A 22,591-nucleotide genomic window follows, 5' to 3' on the forward strand; every position below is an offset into this window, starting at 1 on the left:
CCTCCGGGCGGAGGGGTCCTTCGTCGTCCGGGGGTGTCGCTCAGTGGCGGAAGACGATCTTCCCGAACAGCTCGCCGTCGAGCATGCGCTGGAACCCCTGGGCGGCGTCGTCGAGCGGGAGGACGGCGTCGATGACGGGCCGCACCCCGGTGGCCACGAGGAAGCGCGTCAGCCGGACCAGCTCGTCCCGCGTGCCCATCGTGGAGCCCAGCACGCGCAGCTGCAGGAAGAACACCCGGTTGAGGTCCGCCGAGGGTGCCGCGCCGCTCGTCGCACCGCACGTGACCACGGTGCCGCCCGGTACGAGGGACTTCAGGGAGTGGGCCCAGGTGGCCTCCCCCACGGAGTCGAAGACGACGTCGACACGCTCCGGCAGGCGGGCGCCGGCGTCGAAGGCCTGCTCGGCTCCGAGCTCGAGGGCCCGCTGCCGCTTCTGCCCGCTGCGGCTCGTCGCCCAGACCCGGTAGCCGGCCGCGGAGGCGAGCGCGATCAGCGCCGACGCGACCCCGCCCCCGGCTCCCTGGACGAGCACCGTGGACCCGGGCGCCGCGGGTGAGACCGTGAACAGCATGCGGTACGCCGTCAGCCACGCGGTGGGCAGGCAGGCCGCCTCCTCGAAGGACAGCTCCGCCGGCTTGCGCACCAGGTTGCGCGCGGGGACCCAGACGTAGTCGGCCATGGTGCCGGGGTGGCGTTCCGAGAGCAGGGAACGCTTCGGGTCGAGGGTCTCGTCGCCGCGCCAGCCGTCCGAGGAGACGACCCCGTGCACGATCACCTCGTTGCCGTCGTCGTCGATCCCCGCCGCGTCGCAGCCGAGGACCATCGGCAGGCGGTCCTCCGGCAGCCCCACACCCTTCAGCGACCACAGGTCGTGGTGGTTCAGGCAGGAGGCCATCACCTTCACCCGCACGAAGCCCTCGGGCGCGTCGGGGACGTCCAGGTCGCCGACGGTGAGGCCGGCGAGGGGTGTGTCCGCGGACTGGGTTGCTGCGTAGGCGGCGCGCATGCATGATCTCCTTCGATGACGGATGGTCCCCCAATCCTAGGCGGCGGGCTGTTTAGGTGACGCCCGTGGCCGTGTGGGAGACTTGGGTGCAGTTCTGCACGACTACAGAGCCTGAAGAAGAAGGAGGCAGCCATGAGCAAGCGAGCACGCAAGCGTCGCGACCGGAAGCGTGGTGGCGCGAACCACGGTAAGCGCCCCAACACCTGAGTCCAGGCGTACAGAGCGTCCTCGACATCCGAGGATGCACACACAGAACCTCCGGCCCCTGAAGGGACCGGAGGTTCTGTGTTGGTCGGGTTCTGCGTTGATCGGGTTCTGCGTCTACAGCATGCTGCGATCTGCCGCGCCGTCAGTGGTCCACGGTCTTGAGGTGGCTGATCCGGTCGAGGATGCTCGCCTTGAGGGTGGACGGCGCCACCTCCGTGCAGGACCGCTTCACGACCGACCTGATGACGCACTCGAGGTCATGCTCCTCGGCGCACTGCGGGCAGTCGTTGAGGTGGTCCTTGATCTCCACGAGGTCCTGGTGGGACAGTGCACCGTCCAGGTATTCGTACAGCCGCTCGATCCTCGCGTCGGCGCAGTCGCCCATGTTCCCGCAATCGCTCATTTCTCCATCTCCTCTTCCTTGCCCTTCGTGCCCGCTGCGACCTTGGCCTTCGCGCCAGCTCCGGTGCTGGCGCCGAGCCCGCGATCACGCGCGTACTCCGCGAGATGCTCGCGGAGCAGCTTGCGGCCGCGGTGCAGCCGGGACATGACGGTCCCGATGGGCGTGTTCATGATTTCTGAGATCTCCTTGTATGCGAAGCCCTCGACGTCCGAGAAGTACACCGCGAGCCTGAATTCCTCGGGGATCGCCTGCAGCGCGTCCTTGACGTCCGAGTCGGGCAGGTGGTCGAGCGCCTCGACCTCGGCCGAGCGGAGCCCCAGGGAGGTGTGCTCGGCGGCCTTGGCCAGCTGCCAGTCCTCGATGGTGTCCGAGTGCGACTGCAGGGGCTCGCGCTGCCTCTTCCGGTACAGGTTGATGTAGGTGTTGGTGAGGATGCGGTACAGCCACGCCTTCAGGTTGGTACCCGGCTTGTACTGGTGGAAGGCCGAGAACGCCTTGGTGTAGGCCTCCTGCACCAGGTCCTCCGCGTCGCTGGGATTGCGGGCCATGCGCATGGCGGCCGAGTAGAGCTGGTCGACGTACTGCATGGCGTCGCGTTCGAACCGCGCCTTGCGATCGGCGTCCGACTCCGTCGACACGTCCAACTGTGCATCTTCGGCCTGGCTGCTGCCTGCGGGGGCTGTGGTATTCATCGTGCTGAAGTCTACGCGCCCCGGCCGTCGCGACGCCGTGATGTCAGGGCGCCGAGGAGACGTCGACAACTGGAAATCCGGTCTGTCGACCGGCGCGGTCCGTGTCCCTGTCATACCGAATCCCCTTACTGTTCTGCTGTCCGTTACGCCTGTTCCAACCCCTCCCCGCATCCCCTTATTCCTGTGCCGTCCTTCCCCGTGCCCGCAACCCCGCCCGTCGGCCCGGGTCACGGATCGTCCCCGGAGGTGGGGCGTGCAAAACTAGAGCCAGCGTGCTTCGTACTCGAAAACCCGATGTCCGGCCGACCCGCCGGCAACCAGGAGGCAGTTGTGACCCTTGTCCGCGTAATAGCCCGACCCTTGATCGCCAGCAGCTTCGTCGTGAGCGGCGTCGATCGACTCCGCACCGCGGGTGCCACGGCCCCGCAGCTCAAGCCCGTCCTCACCGGCGTCGCGAAGCTCGTCCCCTCGGCCGGCGCGATCACCGGCAACGAGAAGCTCGTGGGCCAGGTCCTCGGTGCCACCCAGGTCGGCGCGGCCGTCCTGCTCGGCATCGGCAGGTTCTCCCGGGTGGCAGCGCTGCTGCTGACGCTCACCACCACGGTGAACGCGCTCGTCGACTACCGTTCGGCCGACGCCTCGAGCCCCGAGGGCAAGAAGGCGCGCCGCTCGCAGCTGCTCAAGAACCTCTCCCTGATCGGCGCCGTCCTGCTCGCCGCCGTCGACACCAACGGACGCCCCGGCATCGCCTGGCGCGCCGAGCACCTCGCGACGGATGCCAGGAAGCAGCTGAAGAAGGCGGACAAGGCCGTCCGCAAGACCGCGTCCGACGTCGTGGGTTCCTAGGCTCCATGGCAGCGTCATCAGGCGGGGTGTCCCACCGGACCGGGTGGAGGGCGCCCCGCCTGACCCGTCCCGTGGACGCCGACCTCTCGGTCCCCGGCTCCAAGTCCCTCACCAACCGCTATCTCGTGCTCGCCGCCCTGGCCGACGGCCCGTGCCGCCTGCGCCGCCCCCTGCACTCGCGTGACTCGGCCCTCATGATCGCGGCGCTGCGCTCGCTCGGTGCCGTCATCGAGGAGGTCCCCGGCGACGGCGACTTCGGCCCGGACCTCCGGGTGGTCCCCCTCCAGGACGGCGCGCCGGCCTCCCGTGCCGTGGACTGCGGCCTCGCGGGCACCGTCATGCGCTTCGTCCCCCCGCTGGCGGGCCTGGTCTCCGGCACCACCACGTTCGACGGCGATCCCCACGCGCGTCGCCGCCCGATGGGCAGCATCATCGATGCCCTCCGGGGCCTCGGGCTCCGGATCGACGACGACGGCGCCGGGTCCCTCCCCTTCACCGTGCAGGGCGAGGGCCACGTCCGCGGCGGCCGCCTGGTCATCGACGCCTCCGCGTCCTCGCAGTTCGTGTCGGCGCTGCTGCTCGTCGGCGCGCGCTTCACCGACGGGCTGCACCTCGAGCACGTCGGCAAGCCCGTGCCCAGCCTCGACCATGTCCGCATGACGGTCGAGACCCTGCGGGCGGTCGGCGTCGCCGTCGACGACTCCGTGCCGAACCACTGGCGCGTCTCCCCCGGCCCGATCACCGCGTTCGACGCCGCCGTGGAACCCGACCTCTCCAACGCGGGCCCCTTCCTCGCCGCCGCCGTCGTCACGGGCGGCACCGTCCGGGTGCGGAACTGGCCCGAGGGCACCACGCAGGTCGGCGACGCCTGGCGGCGCATCCTGCCCCTGATGGGCGCCACGGCGGACCTCGACGGCGGGGTGCTCACCGTCACCGGCGGAGCGTCGATCGCCGGCGGGACCTTCGCCGACACCTCCGAGCTCGCCCCCACCGTCGCCGCGCTCTGCGCCCTGGCCACGACGCCGTCGACCCTCACCGGCATCGCCCACCTCCGCGGGCACGAGACGGACCGGCTCGCGGCGCTCGTCACCGAGATCAACGGGCTCGGCGGGGACGCGGAGGAGACGGCCGACGGCCTCGTCATCCGGCCGGCACCGCTCCACGGCGGCACGTTCAGCACGTACGACGATCACCGGATGGCCACCGCGGGAGCGATCATCGGCCTCGCCGTGGACGGCGTGGACGTGGAGAACATCGGCACCACGGCCAAGACGATGCCGGAGTTCCCCGATCTCTGGGCCGCCCTCGCGCGTACCGCGGGCGGACCGGGGCCCGACGGCGCGACGATCCCCGCCGCACCGGCGGCCAGGGCATGAGCGAGACCGGCAACCGCCGCGGCTCGCGGGCGTGGGACGAGTCCGACGTGCGCATCCGCCCCAACAAGAAGGGGACCCGCCCGCGCACCAAGAACCGTCCGGCCTACGACGACGCCGTGACGGGCCGCGTCGTCACGGTCGACCGCGGGCGGTACACCACGGTGGTCGACGAGGGCACGCCCGGCGAGCGGACGGTCATCGCCGCGCGGGCCCGCGAACTGCGCCGCAACGCCGTCGTCGCCGGCGACCTCGTGGCCCTGGTCGGTGACCTCTCGGGCGGCCCCGACTCCCTCGCGCGCCTCGTGCGCATCGAGGAACGGACCACGGTCCTGCGCAGGAGCGCGGACGACACCGACCCGGTGGAGCGCGTGGTGGTCGCCAACGCGGACCAGCTCGTGATCGTCGTCGCGGCTGCCAACCCCGAGCCGAGGACGGGCTTCATCGACCGGGCGCTCGTCGCCGCCTACGACGCCGGGATCGAACCCCTGCTCTGCATCACCAAGGCCGATCTCCGGGATCCCGCTGCCCTCCTCGCCAACTACGAGCACCTGGACCTCCGCGTCATCATCAGCAGGACGGACGACGCCGTGGGCATCGCCGCCACCTCCGACGACGGCGAGTCGGCGCACCTGTCCACTACCGCCGTCGACGCCCTGAGGGAGGAGCTCGACGGGCAGGTGAGCGTGCTGCTCGGCCACTCCGGCGTCGGCAAGTCCACCATGGTCAACGCCCTGACGGGGTCCACGCGCGCCACGGGCGGCGTGAACGCGGTGACGGGCAGGGGACGCCACACCTCCTCCTCCGCACTGGCCCTGAAGGCCGCTGATGCCGCACCCGGCACCTGGATCATCGACACGCCCGGCATCCGTTCCTTCGGGCTCGCGCACGTCGAGGCGGACAGGATCCTCAAGGCGTTCCCGGACCTGGAACCCGGGACCGAGCGCTGCGAGCGTGGCTGCCGGCACGACGACCACGCCGTCGCATGCGGCCTGGACAGCTACGTGGCAGAGGGCCTCGCGGGCGACTCCGGCCCCGTGCGCCTGGCCTCGCTGCGGCGCCTGCTCAGCGCCGGGACGGCCGAGGCGCGAGGCAGCTCACACGACGCCAAGGAACTCGGACACCAGTGATCGGCCCGAACACTGGTAGGCTCAGGTCTGTTGTTGTTTGCGCATTACATCTCTAAGCCTTGACCCTCCACCTGGAGTTCGACAGCTTTTTTGATAAGCGGGTAACGAACTGCACGATGAGCCCCGAACGTCGGGACGCTCTCACATGGTAAGGAAATCTCAATGGCTACTGGCACAGTGAAATGGTTCAACGCCGAAAAGGGCTTCGGCTTCATCGCTCCCGAGGACGGCGGCGCTGACGTGTTCGCCCACTTCTCCGCGATCAACTCGAACGGCTACCGTTCCCTCGAAGAGAACCAGAAGGTCAACTTCGAGACCACCCAGGGTCCCAAGGGTCCCCAGGCCGAGAACATCACCGTTCTCTAATTCTTCCGACACCGCCTGGCGGTGACGGTCGGAAAGCCACCGTGCGGCGCGAGCCCTCGGTGGCTTTCTGCTGTTCCGGGCCGCTCCCCGCGTCCCCGCACGGGATGCGCCCACCGAGACGATAGGTTGAACGGTATGAGTTTCACGCAGGGCTACAACGACGACCTCCGTCTCGCCCACATCATGGCCGACTCGGTGGACGACCAGACCATGTCGCGCTTCAAGGCGCTCGACCTGCGGGTGGAGACCAAGCCGGACCTCACCCCCGTCACGGACGCCGACAAGAGCGCGGAGGAGGCCATCCGCGGCCAGCTCTCCCGCGCCAGGCCCCGTGACGCGGTCCTCGGCGAGGAGTTCGGCAGCACGGGCTCCGGATCACGCCGCTGGGTGATCGACCCGATCGACGGCACCAAGAACTTCGTGCGCGGCGTCCCGGTCTGGGCCACCCTCATCTCGCTCCTCGACGACGGCAAGCCCGTCGTCGGCCTGGTCAGCGCTCCCGCGCTGGGCAAGCGCTGGTGGGCAGCGCAGGGCACCGGCGCCTACACCGGGAAGTCCCTCGCCGCGGCGCAGCGCCTGCGGGTCTCCAACGTCTCACGCCTCGAGGACGCGTCGCTGTCCTACTCCAGCCTGGGCGGATGGCGCGAGCGCGGCACGCTCGCCGAATTCGTGAACCTCACGGACCGGGTATGGCGGACGCGTGCCTACGGGGACTTCTGGTCCTACTGCCTCGTGGCGGAGGGCGCGGTGGACATCGCGTGCGAACCGGAGCTCAACCTGCACGACATGGCGGCGCTCGTGCCGATCGTCACCGAGGCCGGGGGACGCTTCACCTCCCTCGACGGCGAGGACGGACCTCACGGCGGCAACGCCCTCGCAACGAACGGCACCCTGCACAGCGAGGTGCTGCGGACCCTCAACCCCGATGTGGATGACCTGCTCTGACGGCACGCGCAGCATGACCGGCCCGCCATGGTGACGGGCGGGCCGCGGCTCGCGGAGCAACGCCGCAGGGATCTCGCCGACGCCTACCTGTCCGGGGCCGGCCGCTACGACCGCGTACGCCCCGGCTACCCTGCCGCCGTCGCCGACTGGGTCGTCCCCGCGGGCGCACGCCGCGCCGCCGACATCGGCGCCGGGACCGGCCTCTTCACGGAACTTCTCGTGGAGCGCGGGCTCACGGTGACGGCCGTGGACCCGTCCGAGGACATGCTGGCCGTCCTCGCGGGCAGGCTGCCCGGGGTTCCCGCCGTCCGGGGCACCGCGGAGGAGACGCACCTTCCGGACGCCTCCCTGGATCTGCTCACCCTGGCGCAGGCGTGGCACTGGTGCGACCACGCCGCCACGGTCCAGGAGGCGGCCCGGATCCTGACGCCGGAGGGCCGGCTCGCCCTGCTGTGGAACCAGCTCGACGTCTCGATCCCGTGGGTGCACCGCCTGTCCCGGATCATGCACGCCGGTGACGTGTTCTCGACCGCCTACCGCCCCGTGGTCGGGGCCGCCTTCGACGCCCCGGAGGACCTGGTGGTCCACTGGACCCAGGAACTGGACGTCCCCGGTGTCCTCGACCTCGCGCGGTCCCGCAGCTACTACCAGCGGGCGGCGCCCGCACTGCAGGCCCGCGTCGAAGAGAATCTGCGGTGGTACCTCACCGACTACCTCGCCTTCGCGGAGGACGCCACCCTCCAGTTGCCGTACTACACCCATGCCTGGCGCGCCTCCCCGCGGACGGGCTAGATTTCGGCATGCCTAAACGTTAGGTTTAGGCATGCCTCAAACGACGCGGCGCCAGTCCGTACGGGCCATGGTCCTCCGGTGCCTGGTCCTCGTCCTCGTGGTGACCGGGTGCGCCCGGCAGGCCCCGCCGTCCTCCGCCCCGGACGACCGCCCGCGCGTGCTGACGACCTTCTCCGTCCTCGCCGACCTCGTCGACACCGTGGGCGGCGGGCACGTCCGCGTCGAGTCGATCACCAAGGTGGGAGCGGAGATCCATGGCTACGAACCCACGCCGTCGGACCTCGTCCGCGCCCAGGACGCGGACCTCGTCATCGACAACGGTCTGGGGCTCGAACGCTGGTTCGAGCGGTTCCTGAACTCCGTCGACGCACCCCACGCCGTCCTGTCCGAGGGCGTCGAGCCCATCGACATCCGCACCGGCGACTACCGGGGACGGGCGAACCCCCACGCATGGATGTCCCCCGTCGCCGCACAGACCTACGTGGACAACACCGTCGAGGCCCTCTCCGGGCTCGCGCCCGAACACGCTGCCGACTTCGAGGCGAACGGCGAGCAGCTCAAGGCGGACCTCGCGGACCTGCTGACCGGCTTCCGGGAGGACCTCGCGGATGCCGACGTCGCGGCGCTGGTCACCTGCGAGGGCGCCTTCTCCTATCTCGCCCGCGACGCCGGGCTCCGGGAGGCGTTCATCTGGCCGGTCAACGCCGATTCCGAGGGGACGCCGCGGCAGATCCGCTCCGTCATCACGTTCGTCGAGGAGAACCGCGTGCCGACGCTCTTCTGCGAATCCACGGTCAACCCCTCCGCCCAGGAGCAGGTGGCCCTCGCCACGGGGGCGCAGCTGGGCGGGACGCTCTACGTGGATTCGCTGTCCGGCCCCGAGGGCCCGGTGCCGACCTTCCTCGACCTCATCCGGTACGACCTCGACACCATCACGGAAGGACTCACACGATGACGACCCACCGGGAGGCGGAGCCCGTGCCCGTCATCGACGTGCGGCACCTCACCGTCCGCTACGACGACGTGCTGGCGCTCGACGACGTCGGCGTGCGCCTCGCGCCCGGCCGGATCTGCGGGCTCATCGGCGTCAACGGGTCCGGCAAGTCGACCCTCTTCACCGCACTCATGGGTCTCCTCACGCCGCAGGAAGGCTCCGTGGAGCTCTTCGGCACCTCCATCGCCCGGGCCAGGAAGACCGGGCTCGTCGCCTACATGCCGCAGGCCGAGGGGGTCGACTGGACCTTCCCGGTGTCGGTGTCCGATGTCGTCGGCATGGGCCTGTACGGGCGGCTCGGGACGGCGCGCCGGCTGCGGGCGGCCGACCGGGCGGCCGTGGACGACGCCCTGGAGCGCGTGGGGTTGTCCGACCTGAGGAAGCGCCAGATCGGGCAGCTGTCCGGCGGGCAGCGCAAACGCGTGTTCATCGCCCGGAGCATCGCCCAGGACGCCCGGCTCCTGCTCCTCGACGAGCCCTTCGCGGGGGTCGACCGGTCGAGCGAGCACACCATGACCGCACTGCTGAAGGCGCTGCGGGACGAGGGGCGGTCGGTGCTCGTGTCCACGCACGACCTCGCGGGTGTGCCGGATCTCTGCGACGAGGCCGTCCTCCTGCACCAGCGCGTCCTGGCGCAGGGCGAGCCGTCGCGGGTCCTGACCCACGACAACCTCGCCCTCGCCTTCGGTCCCCTGCCCCCCGGCATCCCCTCCTCGAACGGAGCATCCTGACATGGACGTCCTCGCGTTCCTCCTCGAACCGCTCCAGTACGGCTTCCTCACGCGGGCCCTCGTAGTCACCGTCGCGGCGGCCGTCGTCGCCGCGGTGCTCTCCTGCTGGCTCATCCTCATGGGGTGGTCACTGATGGGCGACGCCGTCTCGCACGCCGTCCTGCCCGGCGTCGCCCTCGCCTACATCATCGGCATCCCCTTCTCCATCGGTGCCTTCGTCTTCGGCATCGGGGCCGTGGCGCTCATCGGCCTGGTCCGGTCCACCACCAAGCTGAAGGCCGACACCGTGATCGGCGTGGTCTTCACCGGCCTCTTCGCCGCCGGACTGGCCATCGTCTCGGCCACGCCGTCGCAGATCGACCTCATGCACATCCTGTTCGGCAATGTGCTCGGGGTGTCCGACGGCGACGTCCGGCAGGTACTGGTCCTGGGCGCGCTGACCCTCACCGTCCTGCTGGTGAAGCGGCGCGACCTCACCCTGCTGGCCTTCGACCGCACGCATGCCCACGTGATCGGCCTGAACACCCGGTTCCTGTCCGCGCTCCTCCTCGGCCTGCTCGCCCTCACCGTCGTCGTGGGCCTCCAGGCCGTGGGCATCATCCTCGTCGTGGCCATGCTGATCACGCCCGGAGCCACGGCGTTCCTCCTCTCCCGCAGCTTCGACCGCATGCTGGTGATCGCCGTCGTGCTCACCGTGGCCGCGTCCGTGGCCGGCATCTACGCCAGCTACTACCTCGACATCTCCACCGGCGCCGCCGTCGTGCTGTGCCAGGCCCTCGTGTTCGCCGTCGTCTACCTCGTGGGCCGGCCCGACGGCGTGCTGTGGCAGGCACGACGACGGCGCACGGCGGCCGCTCCGTCCGGCACGCCGGACACGACATCGCTGCGGGGCGCCTGATGACGGGCCGCCGGGGCGCGGTGCTCAGCATCGAATCGACCAGCGTGCAGGACTACGTGAAGGCCATCTACGCGTTCACGGAGTGGCAGGCGGACCCGATCACCGCCACGCACCTGGCCGCCCGCCTCGCGGTCGCCAACTCCTCCGTCACCGGGATGGTCGGCAAGCTCGTGGGCCTGGGCCTGGCCGAGCACCGCAAGTACGGGCCCATCGGCCTCACGCCGTCGGGCCGGACGCTCGCCCTCGCGATGGTGCGCCGCCACCGGCTCATCGAGACCTTCCTCGTCACGGAGCTCGGCTACGGCTGGGACGAGGTGCACGACGAGGCGGAGCTGCTCGAGCACACGGTCTCGGAGGCCTTCGTCGAGCGTCTCGACGTGAAGCTCGGCCGGCCCGCGCGCGACCCGCACGGTGACCCCATCCCGGGCGCGGACGGCCGCGTCCGCTACCCGCCGGCGCACCGACTCGACGGCCTCGACGAGGGCCACCGCGGCAGGCTCGCCCGGGTCAGCGACGACGATCCCGACGTGCTGCGCCTCCTCGACCGGCACGGCGTGGCCCTCGACGCCGACCTCCTGGTGGCCCGACGCGGCGCCGGTCCGCTGATCGAGCTGCGCCTCGGCGCGGGCGCCTCCGCACCGAGCCTCTCCGCGGACGGGACCCTCGCCCGGGCGCTCTGGATCGAGAGCACGGCGGCACACGAGGGCTGCACGCTCGACGCCGGGCACGGCTGACCGGACCCGTCCCGGACCGGCCACCCCGGCCGCGTCACCCGGGGCGGCGGAACCACGGCAGCGCGTCGCGCCCTCCTAGACTGGTCGGGACCTGCAACGCCCCGCGCCCTGCCACTGAACGGAGTGCCCCGATGACCACACTCGGTCTCGAAGAGGAGTACCTGCTCCTCGACCCGCGGTCGGGACTGCCCGCCCATCACGCCGCCGAGGTGGAGGGCATGCTCGAATCCCACCCCGAGGTCGGCCCGGACGAGATCCAGCGTGAGCTGCTGTCGTGCCAGATCGAGACGGCCACCCCGGTCTGCTCCACCCTGACCGAGGCGGAGGAGTCGCTGCTGAACTTCAGGAGGAGGTTCGCGGATGCGGGCGCCCGCACGGGGAGTATCGGTGCGGCGACCGGCACGGCACCCCGGATCCCCCAGGCGTATCCGGAACTCACCGACAAGCAGCGCTACGAGGACCTCCGGGCCAGCGCCCCCGGAATCGTCGGCGACCAGTTCGTCAACGGCCTCCACGTGCACGTGGGTGTACCGGATCCCGAGCGGGGCGTCCAGGCCCTCAACCGGATCCGGCCGTGGATCCCCCTGCTGGCCGCCCTCGGCGTCAATTCGCCGTACTGGCTGGGCCGCGACAGCGGGTTCGCCAGCTGGCGGGTCATCCACTACCGGCGCTGGGCCGTCCAGGGGATCGCCCCGTACTTCGCCGATGCCGCCGACTACGAACGCCGGATCACGCGGCTCGCCGCCACGGGCGCGATCCTCGACCGCGGTGTCCTCACCTGGGTGGCGCGGCTCTCCGACCACTACCCCACGCTGGAGCTCAGGGCATGCGACGTCCAGCTCGAGGCCCAGGACTCGGTGCTGCTCGGCGCCCTGACACGCGCGCTCGTCGTCACGGAACTCCAGGCGGCCGAGGCAGACACCGCTCCCCTCGTCCCGGATCCGGAACTGCTCGACGCGGCCCTCTGGCAGGCCGCACGCGACGGCATGGGACGCCACCTCGTGGACCTCGCCACGGCCGAGCCGGTGCCCGCGGAACGGCACCTCGCGGCCTTCCTCGAGCACGTCGGCCCCGCCCTCGAGGCCGAGGGCGACACGGACTGGGTGAAGGCCGGCATCGAGACCATCGCCGAACGCGGCACCGGCGCACAGCGCCAGCGCCGCGCCATGCACGACGGCGGCACCCAGGCACTGCTGTCCCTCTACACGGAGACCCTCACCTTCGAACCGTGAGCGCCGGGCGTCTCGCGCCTCCCTGGTCGGGCAGGACCGCTCGCGCCTCCCCGGTCGGGCAGACCGTTCACGGGGACGACGCCGGCATGCGCCGCCGTCGTCCCCGCGCGCACCCGCCTACGCGCCGACCGCGCGGAACTCGATCAGCAGGCTCTGCTCGGGCAGCAGCACGGGCGCCTGGACGCCGGCCTGGGCGAGGGCGCGGCCGGACAGGCGCACCGGATCCCCGTCGAGGGCACGCTGCAGCCAGGCCAGCGGCGACTGGCCGTTGCCCGGATGCCCCTCCTCCGGGACCGCGGGGCGCACTTCGTACAGCGCCTCGGGGTCCAGGCCCGGGAAGGTCAGGGGCCCCGGCGGGTAGCTCGCGCTCGACGCGGTGAGCGAGTAGCCGAACAGGGCGCGGCGCCGGTCCCCGGACACGATGCCCCGCAGGTCCATCGCGGGGTCCGGGCACTCGGCGTGCACCACGCTCCCGCGGTGCAGGTCGTCGCGCCAGGACCGGTGGAGGCCCACGTAGCGGCCGAGGACCTCGTACTCCGCCTCCGTCAGGTCCGAGATGTCCCATTCGATGCCGAAGTGTCCGAAGATCGCGGTGGCGGCGCGGAACGGCAGGGTGTGGGCGCGGCCCGTCGAGTGCGAGACCGGACCGCCGATGTGCATGCCCAGCAGTTCCGGCGGCACGACGAGGCCCGTGTACTTCTGATTCACGAGCCGTTCGATCGGGTCGATGCAGTCGCTCGTCCAGATGCGGTCCGTCCGTGCGAGGATCCCGAGGTCCACGCGTGCACCGCCCGAGGCGCAGCTCTCGATCTCGAGGCCCGGATGACGGCGGCGCAGTTCGTCGAGCAGCCGGTAGAGCGCCTCGACGTGCCGGTGGACGGCGGCCTGGCCCGTGCGCGCGTCCGCCGCCTCGAGCAGGTCCCTGTTGTGGTCCCACTTGACGTAGGCGATGTCATTGTTCGTCAGGATGTCGTCGAGGCGTTCGAGGATGTACGCGTAGGCGTCCGGATGGCCCAGGTTCAGCACCTGCTGTTGGCGGCCCGGGAGCGGCAGGCGGCCTTCCGCCTGCAGGATCCAGTCCGGATGGGCGCGCGCCAAATCCGAATCGGTGTTGACCATCTCGGGTTCGAACCACAGGCCGAACTCCATGCCGAGGCGCCGCACGTGGTCGATGATCGGCGCCAGTCCGTCGGGCCACACCGTCTCGTCCACGTACCAGTCGCCGAGGCTGGAGGTGTCGTCGCGCCGCCCGCGGAACCAGCCGTCGTCGAGCACGAACCGTTCGACGCCGAGGGACGCCGCACGGTCCGCGAGGGCCAGCAGGCGCGGGAGGTCCAGCGCGAAATAGACCGCCTCCCACGTGTTGAGCGTGACCGGCCGGGGCCGCTGCGGGTGCGAGGCCCGGGCCCGGAGGTCCCGGTGGAACCGGCCGGACAGTTCGTTCAGTCCGTGCCCCCAGGACCCGACGGCCGGCGGGGTGGAGTAGCTCTCCCCCGGCGCCAGGACGACCTCGCGCGGGGCCAGCACCTCGCCTGCCGCGAGGAACACGGAACCCGCGGGGGTCTTCTCGGCGAGCACCTGCTGGTTGCCGCTCCACGCGAGGTGGATGCCCTGGACGTGGCCGTGCTCGAACCCGAAACCGCGGGTCCCCGCAGCGAGGAGGACCGTGGCGTCCGCCCCCGGCCTGCCGCGCCTGCTCGTCCGCGTGTAGGTGCCGGTGGTCAGGGCGTGGCGCTGCGGCGACCGCTCACGCAGGTGCCGCCCGGTGGTGTCCAGGATCTCGGCCGCCGTGTGGTGCAGCGGGAAGAACAGGTTGAGCGCGCGCACCTCGTAGTCGTCGTCGCCCGTGTTGGTGAGCTCCAGGCGCTGCGTGAACAGGCCGGACGCCGTGAGGCCGAGGTGGGCGCGCACGGTGAGTCCGGCGTCGTCGTCGCGCGCCTCGACGAGTGCGCCGTCGCCATCGGGCTGCCGGTCCATCGAGGTCACCGTGAACCGCGGGTAGAGCTGGGCGCCCGCGCGGTCGCCCGTCAGTCCGGGGGTCCCCTGCCAGCCGGTGGACTCGAGGGGCAGGACGGTCAGGAGGGCCGGGACGTCGATCCCGCCGGACACGCGCTGGGGCTGGTGCGCTGCGGTGATCCCGCGCAGCTCGTCGAGGCTGACGTCGCCGAGGCCCGGACCCCAGTAGGCGATGGTCGGCATGCCGTGGGGATGCGGATCGAGCACCACGCTGGTGCCACCGCGGGAGAAATGGAGGGGTTCGGAGGTCATAGGTTATTTTTATCGTGTAAATAACCCCTCGGGCAACATGCCTACCGTGCGCGCGTGTCCCGCCGGAGCAGGCCGGTGATCAGGCAGAGGAGACCGAGCAGCAGGGGGATCAGGGTGTAGAGCGTGTGGGTTCCGCCGAGGTAGCTCATGGCGAAGATGTACACGAAGGTGCTGCCCACGAGGATCCAGCCGAGCACGATCAGGCCGCGGCCCCGACGGGGCGGAGGTAGTGGAGGGAGCCACGACGGCGTCCTGTCAGTCCAGCTCATGGCCCCAGTGTAGTTCGCACGTCCGGCCCCCGTGCCGCGTCCTCCGCCCTTGCCGACGCAGCACCGGCCTGCCCCGGGAACGACGAAGCGCCCCGCCGGAGACCGGCGGGACGCTTCGTCCTGGTGTGGTGGAGATGGCGGGAATTGAACCCGCGTCCGATGCAGTGTAGTCAGGGCTTCTCCGGGCGCAGTTCGCGTCGGTTTTTCTCGGCTCCAGCCATCGTGCGAACGAGTGACTGCCGAGCCCAGTTGTATTAGAGTCCCCCCGGTCCCTACAACGAGGACCGGGAGCAGTGGCCCTCTAAATGACGCCAGTATCCGGGGCGAGAGCAAACCCGGGCTGACGGACTAGCTAGGCTGCTTAGGCAGCGAGAGCGAAGTCAGTGCGCTTTTGTTCGGCACTTATTGTTTTACAAGGAGCGTTTACGAGATAACCCTGTATCCTCGGCCCGCTTCCCCTGTCGCGACTAACATCGTCGAAACCTGTCATCCCCATGTTCAGTTATCAAATGATTCCTGCGCCGTGCGGCCCACGAGCCCTCCGGTTCCTCCACTCTACCGCACCCGCGTGGCCCGCCGGCAGGGCTTCGCCGCAGGTGAACGGGCGGTGCTACTGCCCCAGCACGACGCCCAGGATGACGACGGGCGACTGCCAGAGCCGCACGACCACGAAGGCCAGGGTGACGAACGCGATCCCGAGGGCCGCCAGCGCGGTGGTCGCGGCCTGCTTGCGGCGGAAACCCCACCAGAAGATGGCTGCGTTCAGGACCAGCAGGACGGGCGAGATCCAGACGAGGACCTGCGCGAAGAAGACGTAGATGAGGAAGACGAAAGGGATCAGGGAGAGGATCCCGACCGGCACCACGATCAGCAGCAGGATCAGGTCCACCAGGGCGCCGAGGGTCACCCACCAGGGCCGCTTGTACCTCAGCTCCGACGGCTCGGGCTCGTCGTCCTCCTGGGTCTCCCAGAAGACATCGCTCATGCCCCGAGGTTCTTCTCACGCATGGCGCGCAGCGCTTCCCGGTTGTCCTGCTTCTCGCGCAGGGTCTGCCGCTTGTCGTAGTCGCGCTTGCCCCGCGCGACGGCGATCTCCACCTTGGCCCGGCCGTTGAGGAAGTAGAGCTGGAGCGGGACGAGGGTGAAGCCGGACTCGCGGATCTTCTGCGAGATCTTGGTGAGTTCCTCGCGGTGCAGCAGCAGCTTCCTCCGGCGACGCGCGGCGTGGTTGGTCCAGCTGCCCTGCGAGTACTCGGAGATGTGGATGCCCTCGAGCCAGAGCTCGTCGTTGTAGAAGACCGCGTAGCCGTCGACGAGGGAGGCGCGTCCTGCACGCAGGGATTTCACCTCGGTACCCATCAGGGCGAGCCCGGCCTCGTAGGTGTCGAGCACGGCGTAGTCGTGGAAGGCCTTCCGATTGGTGGCCACCACTTTCCGGCCACTTTCCTTCGGCACGGCGATACTCCTTCTCGCGACACTGCTGCGGACGGCGGCCCGCGGGTGGGCAGTGCCTTCCATCCTACGACCCGAGCAGGCCCAGCGGGTCCACGAGCGTGCCGTTCAGCATGGTCTCGAAGTGGAGGTGGCAGCCCTGGGAGTTCCCGGTGGTGCCCGTGTAGCCGATCAGCTGGCCCGCGCTGACGCGCTGCCCCACGGAGACCACGTAATCGGTGAGGTGGTAGTAGTTCGTCGCGAGCGCGTTGCCGCCGACCACGCCGTGGTTGTTGCCGCCGACCACGCCGTGGTTGAGGACGATCCGATTGCCGGCGCCGGGCAGGACGTCCGAGTCGGCGTACCAGACCTCGCCGGCGGCGGGCGCGTACAGGGGCGTGCCGCAGCCCACCCCGTAGTCGATACCCGTGTGCACGTAGCCACCCGTGCCGTTGAAGTCGATGGTCCCCACCGGCGTCGGGCGCCACCCGAAGCCTGACGAGATGGGTGCCCCGACCGGCGACCTCAGGCCGAACGCTGTCGGGGTCGACGGCGCGGCGGCGGGAGGGTCCGGGATGACCGGTGCCACGGGGGCGACCGCCTGGGGCTGCACCGGAGCGGGCGCGGGTTTGTTCGCGGCTTCCGCCTCGGCCGCACGGCGTGCCGTCTCGGCTGCCGCGGCGGCTTCGGCGTCAGCCCTCCGACGGGCCTCCTCGGCGGCGGCCGCGGCCTCCGCCTCGGCGCGGAGGCGTTCCTGCTCGGCCTTCTGGCGGGCCTCCTCGGCCTTGCGGGCCTCCTCGATCTGACGACGCTGGCGCTCGGCGATGTCCGCGTTGACCTGCTGCTGCGCCTTCTCGATGCCGGCCAGCTCCGCCTCGATGACGGGCTTCTGTTCCTGGAGCTTCGCCGACAGGGCCGAGGTGTCGGCCACGAGCCGGTCCACCTTCGCCTTCTCCCCTGCCGCGGCGTCACGCGCCGACTGTTCCGCGGCGAGGGCGGCGTCAGCCCTCTCCTTGAGCTTCGCGATCTCGGCCTCGACGGCGATCAGGCGCGCCTGGCTGTTCGCGTTCGTGGCGTTCTGCTCGGACAACCGGGCCATCGCGGCGTTCTGGCTGCGCATTGCCTGGTCCACCATGTCCATCGACCGGGTGAAGTCCTCGACGCCGTCGGCGCCCAGCAGCAGCGACACGTTGGTGGGAACCCCGCCGTTCTTGTAGGCCTCGGTGGCGATCTGGCCGATCACCTCGCGGGTCTCGTCCATCTCCTGCCGGTCGGCGCGGAGCTCCTCGGTGATCTTCGTCTTCGTCTCCTGCGCCAGGTCGACGCGCACCGCGAGGGCCCCGACGTCGTCCGCCGCCGTCTCGACCCGGCCCTGGGCGTCCGCGAGGGACTGCTGCGCTGCGGGGAGCTGCCCCTGGTAGGTCCTGAGCGCGCCGATGGTCTCGGCGATGTCCGCATCGAGGTACTCCATGGACTGCTGGACCTCCGCGACCTCGTTCTCGAGGGCGCTCTTGCGGTCGTCGAGCTCGTCCGCCACCACCGGGGTGCCGGAGCCGAGGGCGAGAGCCACGACGAGCGCGACCGATGTCCCCGCGGCACCGCGGACGAGGTGCGTCCGCTGGTCCTGCCGCGCCCACCACGATGATCCTGTTGCGCGCACGTGTCCCCTGGCATTGAGCATCATCGCGGTCAGACCTTTACGTATCGTCGAAGAGTGAGCAGGGACGAGATCCCCGCGAGGAGGGCACCGAGCAGGATGAGCGCCGGGACCAGGAGCAGGACCTGCTGGGAGGAGATGAACGCCGTCTGCGGGAAGGCGTTCACGAGCCAGCCGTCGATCAGGAAGCGGGAGGCCCCCCACAGCGTCGCCGACGCGAGGACCGCCCCGATCACGGCGGCGATCACCCCCTCGAGGATGAACGGCAGCTGGATGATCGCCTTGGACGCGCCGACCAGGCGCATGATGCCCGTCTCCCGGCGGCGGCTGAAGGCCGAGAGCCGGATGGTCGTGGCGATCAGCAGGATGGCGCAGAACGTCATGATGCCGGCGATCGCGAGGGCGACGACGGATGCCCAGTTCATGTAGCGGAAGATCGCCTCGAGGAAGTCACGTTGGTCACTGACCGCGTCCACGCCCGGCTCGGAGGAGAAGGCCTCGTCGATGACCTCGTACTTCTCGGCGTCGACGAGGCTGACGCGGAAGGACTCGGGCAGCTGGTCCGCGGTGACGGAGTCGACGATCGGCGAGTTGGCGAACTGGTCGCGGAAGTGGGCGAGTGCCTCCTCCTGCGTCTCGTGGGTGACGGTGTCGACGTAGGGTGCGAACTGCTCGGACTCGAGCTTCGCCTCGATGGCCGCACGCTGGTCCTCGGTCACCGGTCCGGTGGCGCAGGCCGCCGCGGAGGAGTTGTCCACGCACAGGTAGATGGTGACCTGGACGCGGTCGTACCAGTAGCCCTTCATCTGGTTGATCTGCAGCTGGAACAGGCCGGCAGCACCCACGAAGGTCAGCGAGATGAAGGTCACGAGGATCACCGAGGTGACCATGGACAGGTTGCGGCGGATGCCCGAGCCGATCTCGGACAGGATGAAGGCGACCCTCATCCGGCCATCGCTTCGGGCCGGCCCACGTAGATGCCCTGGGCGTCGTCGCGCACCACCGACCCGCCGCGGAGTTCCACGACGCGCTTGCGCATCGTGTTCACGATGTCGTCGTCGTGCGTGGCCATGACCACCGTGGTGCCGTTCTGGTTGATCGTGTCGAGGATCTTCATGATGCCCATGGAGGTGGTGGGGTCGAGGTTCCCGGTGGGCTCGTCGGCCAGCAGGATCCCGGGACGGTTGACGATCGCGCGCGCGATCGCGACGCGCTGCTGCTCGCCGCCGGACAGCTCGTGCGGCATGCGGTTGTTCTTGCCCTCGAGGCCCACGGTGGCGAGGACGTCCGGCACGGTCTCGCGGATGACGGCCCTGCTCCTGCCGATGACCTGCATCGCGAAGGCGACATTCGCGAAGACCGTCTTGTTGGGGAGGAGGCGGAAGTCCTGGAAGACGACGCCGATGCCCCGGCGCAGGCGGGGCACGCGCCAGCTGGGGATGTTCGCGACGTTCTGGCCGGCCACGTAGACCGCGCCCCGGGAGGCCCGCTCCTCCTTGAGCACCAGGCGGATGAAGGTCGACTTGCCGGAGCCCGAGGCGCCCACGAGGAAGACGAACTCACCGCGGTCGATGTCGAGGGAGACGGCATCGAGGGCGGGCTGCGACGTGGGGTCGTAGGTCTTCGTGACGTCGTCGAATCTGATCATGATCACTCTGCGCCCGTGGATCGCCGGGGCACGGGCATTGGCTCGGGGAAGGAAGCGCCGGCTCCTCGACTATAACGACTTGTCGAGAAACGCCCTTTACCTCTGCGGTGTGTCGTGGGCAAGAGCTGGAGCAGAAAACAAGTGATTTGCGCCGGAAGACGCGTAGCCCTACCCGGCGTCGTTGCGGTTGTTCGTGCGCCAGCGGATCCCGGCGTCGATGAAGTCGTCGATCTCGCCGTCGAACACGGACGACGTGTTGCCGACCTCGTGATTGGTGCGCAGGTCCTTGACCATCTGGTACGGGTTCAGCACGTAGGAGCGCATCTGGTCACCCCAGGAGGCCTTGACGTCGCCCGCGAACGCCTTCTTCTCGGCGTCCTCCTGCTCCTTCTTGAGCAGCAGGAGCCGGGACTGGAGCACCCGCATGGCGGCGGCCCGATTCTGGATCTGCGACTTCTCGTTCTGCATGGAGACGACCACGCCCGTGGGAAGGTGCGTCAGGCGCACGGCCGAGTCGGTCGTGTTCACCGACTGGCCGCCGGGCCCCGAGGACCGGAAGACGTCGACGCGGATCTCGTTGTCCGGGACCTCGACGACGTCCGTCCCCTCGATCAGCGGGATGACCTCGACCGCGGCGAAGGAGGTCTGGCGGCGGCCCTGGTTGTCGAAGGGGCTGATGCGGACGAGGCGGTGCGTCCCGGCCTCCACGGACAGCGTGCCGAAGGCATAGGGGGCCTTGACCTCGAAGGTCGCGGACTTGAGGCCGGCCTCCTCTGCGTAGGAGGTGTCGAGGACCTGCGTGGGATACCCGTGGCGTTCGGCCCACCGCAGGTACATGCGCAGGAGCATCTCGGCGAAATCGGCGGCGTCCACGCCGCCGGCGCCGGAGCGGATGGTGACCACGGCCTCGCGCTCGTCCCATTCCCCGGCCAGCAGCGTGACGATCTCGAGGTCGTCGAGGGACTTGCCGAGGGAGACGAGCTCCCTCTCGGCCTCGGCGAGGGTGTCCTCGTCGTCCTCGTCCTGTGCGAGCCCCACGAGGACCTCGAGGTCGTCGATCCGGCTCTCGAGGGTCTCGAGGCGCTCGAGGGCGGACTGCCGGTGCGACAGCTTCGAGGTCACCTTCTGCCCTGCGGCGGGATCGTCCCAGAGGTCGGGGGCCCCCGCTTCCTCGCTCAGCTCCTCGATGTCCTTGCGGATCCCGCCGACGTCGGAGACCTGCTCGATGGACTGGTACTTGGCGCGGAGGGCGCGGATCTCTGCGGGAAAATCGGTGGTTGCCATGGTCCGTCCAGCCTACGTCATGGGCTCTCCCGCGGGTCTACCGGACCAGCTGGGCCCGCGCATCCGCCTGCGCGACGATCGGGATGCCGGCGGGCACGAGGAAGTTCACAAGAGGCGGGCGGACGACGGCGGTGAGGACGACCCGCGCGGTCCGTCCGTCCTCAGCCCCGGTGGACGGGTCGACGGACAGCTGCTCGAACCGGGCCCCCGCACCGGTGGCGGCGAGGTATCCCGCCGCCGACTCCTCCACCCCGGCGTCCTGCAGGGCCGGAAGCGGGGTCGTCGCGCCCTCTCCCGGCCCTCGGACGTCGATGCTGTAGTTGTCGGCGGCCGCGAGCGCCGCACCGTCCGCCACCGACAACAGCTTCTTATGGTCGATGTAGACGGCCGAGACGGCGAGGACGACGGTGACCACGAGGAGGCAGACGAGGAGGTATCCGATGACCAGGACCCCGACCTGCCCGTCCTCCGAGTGGTCGGCTGCTGCGCCCGCGGCGCCTGCTGTGTCTGTGCCGCCTGCTTTTTCCATGCTGCCTCCGTGGCGGGTCATCCGAAGCGCTCCACGATCTGGGTCGATGTGGCGTCCACGGTGGCCGCCGAGGGATGGGTTCCCGCGATCGCGGGGATCAGCGGGAGGGGCACGTCGAGGCGGACGACGACCGTCACGGTGGTCCCCGGGGTGAGGCACTGATCGCTGCAGGCGATGTCCACGACGGCCTGCTCCGGGCCGAAGCCGAAGTCGGCCAGCGCGATGCGGGCCGCCTCGCGCGCCCTTGCGTCGGCCTCCTGCGGCGTGGTCGCGTCCACGTAGACCTTCGCCGCCTGGTCGGCGGCCCCGACGACGGCGAAGGAGCCGCCCTGGAGCTGCCCGACCGTCAGGACGAGGTAGACGACCGGCACGAGGAGCAGCACGCCCAGGAAGACGAACTCCACGACGGCGCTGCCGCTCTCCGCCCCGAGGGGCCGGCGTCCTCGGGGCGGAGGGTCTGCCGCGATGGCGCCGGTCCTCGGCGTGCCGCGGCGTCCGGGCCGGCTGGCGGTTCCCTCAGGACGGGAGCGCCGCATGGCCGCGCACCTCCATGACCCCTGCCGGTCCGACCAGTCCGATGACGGGCAGCGGAGCGCGGACGACCACCTCGAGGGTCCTCACGCCGCCGACCGTGCTCTCACCGACCGAGACGTCGGACCCGTAGGCATCGGCGAGCGACCCCCGGATGAGATCCTCCGTGCGTCCGACGGCGTCCTGCGGCGAACGGTCCGCGAGCGTCCCGTAACGAGCTCCCGAGGCGGCGGCATCGATCAGCGTGTTCCGCACGTGCAGGACGAGCGTCAGCTGGATGATCGCGATGAAGACGACCGTCAGCAGACCTCCGACGAGGGCGAAGTCGACGACGGCGGCACCGCGCTCCCGGTCCTCGCGGCGCTCGCGACCCGTGCTCGGATCGACCAGCGTGAAGGCCATGGCCTAGGGCGAGACCTGATCGATCGCCTGGTTGAACAGGCCCTCGAGGGCAGGCCCTGCGATCGCCAGCAGGGCGGCGACCAGGACCGCCGACATGAGCGTGATCATCACCCAGCCGGGCACATCCCCCCGTTCGCGGTCCCCGGACCTGCTCAGCAGGACCGCCGTGATGCTCAGGAGGAGGTAGGCGAGGCGCGAGGCGCTGGTCGGGATCTTCATGGCG

27 protein-coding genes and 1 other RNA gene are annotated in these 22,591 nt (G+C 70.4%); 12 read left to right on the forward strand and 16 right to left on the reverse strand.

The genetic code is table 11. From position 1 onward, the window contains the following. Window positions 1–40: 40 nt before the first annotated feature. A complete protein-coding gene (locus tag RY94_RS14405; protein ID WP_043446193.1) occupies window positions 41–1,006 on the reverse strand; it encodes a zinc-binding dehydrogenase in 966 nt (321 codons plus the stop codon). A gap of 132 nt (window positions 1,007–1,138) precedes the next feature. Here RY94_RS14405 and RY94_RS18745 point away from each other — a divergent pair, with 132 nt between their 5' ends. Further along, the gene (locus tag RY94_RS18745) at window positions 1,139–1,213 is read left to right on the forward strand and encodes a 50S ribosomal protein bL37 (protein ID WP_369299106.1); all 75 of its coding nucleotides are present in this window, start codon (window positions 1,139–1,141) and stop codon (window positions 1,211–1,213) included. A gap of 142 nt (window positions 1,214–1,355) precedes the next feature. On the opposite strand, the gene rsrA is transcribed toward RY94_RS18745, so the two are convergent. Both rsrA and RY94_RS14415 read right to left on the reverse strand, forming a co-directional pair. Beyond that, a complete protein-coding gene (gene rsrA, locus RY94_RS14410; protein ID WP_043446197.1) occupies window positions 1,356–1,616 on the reverse strand; it encodes a mycothiol system anti-sigma-R factor in 261 nt (86 codons plus the stop codon). Continuing rightward, the gene (locus RY94_RS14415) at window positions 1,613–2,308 is read right to left on the reverse strand and encodes a sigma-70 family RNA polymerase sigma factor (protein ID WP_197060679.1); all 696 of its coding nucleotides are present in this window, start codon (window positions 2,306–2,308) and stop codon (window positions 1,613–1,615) included. Before RY94_RS14415 ends, rsrA begins: the two co-directional genes overlap by 4 nt. 330 nt (window positions 2,309–2,638) lie before the next feature. Here RY94_RS14415 and RY94_RS14420 point away from each other — a divergent pair, with 330 nt between their 5' ends. The 11 genes from RY94_RS14420 (at window position 2,639) to RY94_RS14470 (ending at window position 12,349) form a co-directional block, all read left to right on the forward strand. Further along, entirely contained in the window at window positions 2,639–3,154 is a 516-nt protein-coding gene (locus RY94_RS14420; RefSeq protein ID WP_043446202.1) for a DoxX family membrane protein, read from the forward strand. A 5-nt stretch (window positions 3,155–3,159) separates the two neighbouring features. Further along, a complete protein-coding gene (aroA, locus tag RY94_RS14425) occupies window positions 3,160–4,530 on the forward strand; it encodes a 3-phosphoshikimate 1-carboxyvinyltransferase (RefSeq protein ID WP_052274392.1) in 1,371 nt (456 codons plus the stop codon). Then, on the forward strand, window positions 4,527–5,657 hold the full coding sequence (gene rsgA / locus RY94_RS14430; RefSeq protein WP_043446205.1) for a ribosome small subunit-dependent GTPase A: 1,131 nt from the start codon (window positions 4,527–4,529) through the stop codon (window positions 5,655–5,657). Before aroA ends, rsgA begins: the two co-directional genes overlap by 4 nt. A 162-nt stretch (window positions 5,658–5,819) precedes the next feature. Then, entirely contained in the window at window positions 5,820–6,023 is a 204-nt protein-coding gene (locus RY94_RS14435; RefSeq protein ID WP_043446208.1) for a cold-shock protein, read from the forward strand. Window positions 6,024–6,158: 135 nt separating this feature from the next. Then, the gene (gene hisN, locus RY94_RS14440; protein WP_043446212.1) at window positions 6,159–6,968 is read left to right on the forward strand and encodes a histidinol-phosphatase; all 810 of its coding nucleotides are present in this window, start codon (window positions 6,159–6,161) and stop codon (window positions 6,966–6,968) included. Window positions 6,969–6,995: 27 nt separating this feature from the next. Continuing rightward, the gene (locus tag RY94_RS14445) at window positions 6,996–7,760 is read left to right on the forward strand and encodes a class I SAM-dependent methyltransferase (protein WP_043446214.1); all 765 of its coding nucleotides are present in this window, start codon (window positions 6,996–6,998) and stop codon (window positions 7,758–7,760) included. A gap of 31 nt (window positions 7,761–7,791) precedes the next feature. Beyond that, complete coding sequence (locus tag RY94_RS14450; protein WP_082046373.1) at window positions 7,792–8,715, forward strand: metal ABC transporter substrate-binding protein; 924 nt, start codon at window positions 7,792–7,794, stop codon at window positions 8,713–8,715. After that, complete coding sequence (locus RY94_RS14455) at window positions 8,712–9,485, forward strand: metal ABC transporter ATP-binding protein (protein WP_043446220.1); 774 nt, start codon at window positions 8,712–8,714, stop codon at window positions 9,483–9,485. Before RY94_RS14450 ends, RY94_RS14455 begins: the two co-directional genes overlap by 4 nt. Window position 9,486: 1 nt before the next feature. Then, window positions 9,487–10,383 (forward strand): metal ABC transporter permease, encoded by an 897-nt coding sequence (locus RY94_RS14460; protein ID WP_052274393.1) that lies wholly within the window; start codon window positions 9,487–9,489, stop codon window positions 10,381–10,383. After that, on the forward strand, window positions 10,383–11,117 hold the full coding sequence (locus tag RY94_RS14465; RefSeq protein WP_052274433.1) for a metal-dependent transcriptional regulator: 735 nt from the start codon (window positions 10,383–10,385) through the stop codon (window positions 11,115–11,117). The genes RY94_RS14460 and RY94_RS14465 overlap by 1 nt, the downstream gene beginning before the upstream one ends. Before the next feature lie 131 nt (window positions 11,118–11,248). After that, window positions 11,249–12,349 (forward strand): carboxylate-amine ligase, encoded by a 1,101-nt coding sequence (locus RY94_RS14470; protein WP_043446223.1) that lies wholly within the window; start codon window positions 11,249–11,251, stop codon window positions 12,347–12,349. Between the two features lie 117 nt (window positions 12,350–12,466). Here the strand turns inward: RY94_RS14470 and RY94_RS14475 are convergent, their stop codons facing one another. From RY94_RS14475 to RY94_RS14525, 13 genes are all read right to left on the reverse strand, one after another. Then, window positions 12,467–14,617, reverse strand: a complete 2,151-nt coding sequence (locus tag RY94_RS14475) for an alpha-galactosidase (protein WP_043446226.1) — start codon at window positions 14,615–14,617, stop codon at window positions 12,467–12,469. A gap of 41 nt (window positions 14,618–14,658) precedes the next feature. After that, window positions 14,659–14,886, reverse strand: coding sequence for a hypothetical protein (locus tag RY94_RS18000; protein ID WP_156135189.1), 228 nt, complete (start codon window positions 14,884–14,886; stop codon window positions 14,659–14,661). A gap of 126 nt (window positions 14,887–15,012) precedes the next feature. Next, window positions 15,013–15,380, reverse strand: a transfer-messenger RNA (tmRNA) gene (ssrA, locus tag RY94_RS17510). A gap of 116 nt (window positions 15,381–15,496) precedes the next feature. Continuing rightward, entirely contained in the window at window positions 15,497–15,871 is a 375-nt protein-coding gene (locus tag RY94_RS14480; RefSeq protein ID WP_043446229.1) for a hypothetical protein, read from the reverse strand. Then, the gene (smpB, locus tag RY94_RS14485) at window positions 15,868–16,341 is read right to left on the reverse strand and encodes an SsrA-binding protein SmpB (RefSeq protein WP_043446231.1); all 474 of its coding nucleotides are present in this window, start codon (window positions 16,339–16,341) and stop codon (window positions 15,868–15,870) included. The genes RY94_RS14480 and smpB overlap by 4 nt, the downstream gene beginning before the upstream one ends. 64 nt (window positions 16,342–16,405) lie before the next feature. Continuing rightward, window positions 16,406–17,977, reverse strand: coding sequence for a M23 family metallopeptidase (locus RY94_RS14490; protein ID WP_043446875.1), 1,572 nt, complete (start codon window positions 17,975–17,977; stop codon window positions 16,406–16,408). A gap of 29 nt (window positions 17,978–18,006) precedes the next feature. Next, window positions 18,007–18,921, reverse strand: a complete 915-nt coding sequence (gene ftsX, locus RY94_RS14495; RefSeq protein WP_043446232.1) for a permease-like cell division protein FtsX — start codon at window positions 18,919–18,921, stop codon at window positions 18,007–18,009. Beyond that, window positions 18,918–19,622: a cell division ATP-binding protein FtsE gene (ftsE, locus tag RY94_RS14500; RefSeq protein WP_043446234.1), complete on the reverse strand. Its 705-nt coding sequence runs from the start codon at window positions 19,620–19,622 to the stop codon at window positions 18,918–18,920. The genes ftsX and ftsE overlap by 4 nt, the downstream gene beginning before the upstream one ends. Before the next feature lie 168 nt (window positions 19,623–19,790). Then, window positions 19,791–20,906, reverse strand: a complete 1,116-nt coding sequence (gene prfB / locus RY94_RS14505) for a peptide chain release factor 2 (RefSeq protein ID WP_043446236.1) — start codon at window positions 20,904–20,906, stop codon at window positions 19,791–19,793. A gap of 37 nt (window positions 20,907–20,943) precedes the next feature. Continuing rightward, window positions 20,944–21,435: a pilus assembly protein TadG-related protein gene (locus RY94_RS14510; RefSeq protein ID WP_082046374.1), complete on the reverse strand. Its 492-nt coding sequence runs from the start codon at window positions 21,433–21,435 to the stop codon at window positions 20,944–20,946. Between the two features lie 17 nt (window positions 21,436–21,452). Further along, entirely contained in the window at window positions 21,453–21,971 is a 519-nt protein-coding gene (locus RY94_RS14515; protein WP_231554536.1) for a hypothetical protein, read from the reverse strand. Continuing rightward, window positions 21,952–22,368 (reverse strand): TadE family protein, encoded by a 417-nt coding sequence (locus RY94_RS14520; protein WP_043446238.1) that lies wholly within the window; start codon window positions 22,366–22,368, stop codon window positions 21,952–21,954. The genes RY94_RS14515 and RY94_RS14520 overlap by 20 nt, the downstream gene beginning before the upstream one ends. Window positions 22,369–22,371: 3 nt before the next feature. Continuing rightward, window positions 22,372–22,587 carry a hypothetical protein gene (locus RY94_RS14525; protein ID WP_043446240.1) on the reverse strand — a complete coding sequence of 72 codons (216 nt, stop codon included), beginning with the start codon at window positions 22,585–22,587 and terminating at the stop codon, window positions 22,372–22,374. Window positions 22,588–22,591 lie beyond the last annotated feature (4 nt).

The sequence above is a fragment of the Arthrobacter sp. L77 genome (assembly GCF_000816565.1).
In the GTDB taxonomy this organism is placed as follows: Bacteria; Actinomycetota; Actinomycetes; order Actinomycetales; family Micrococcaceae; genus Arthrobacter_D; species Arthrobacter_D antioxidans.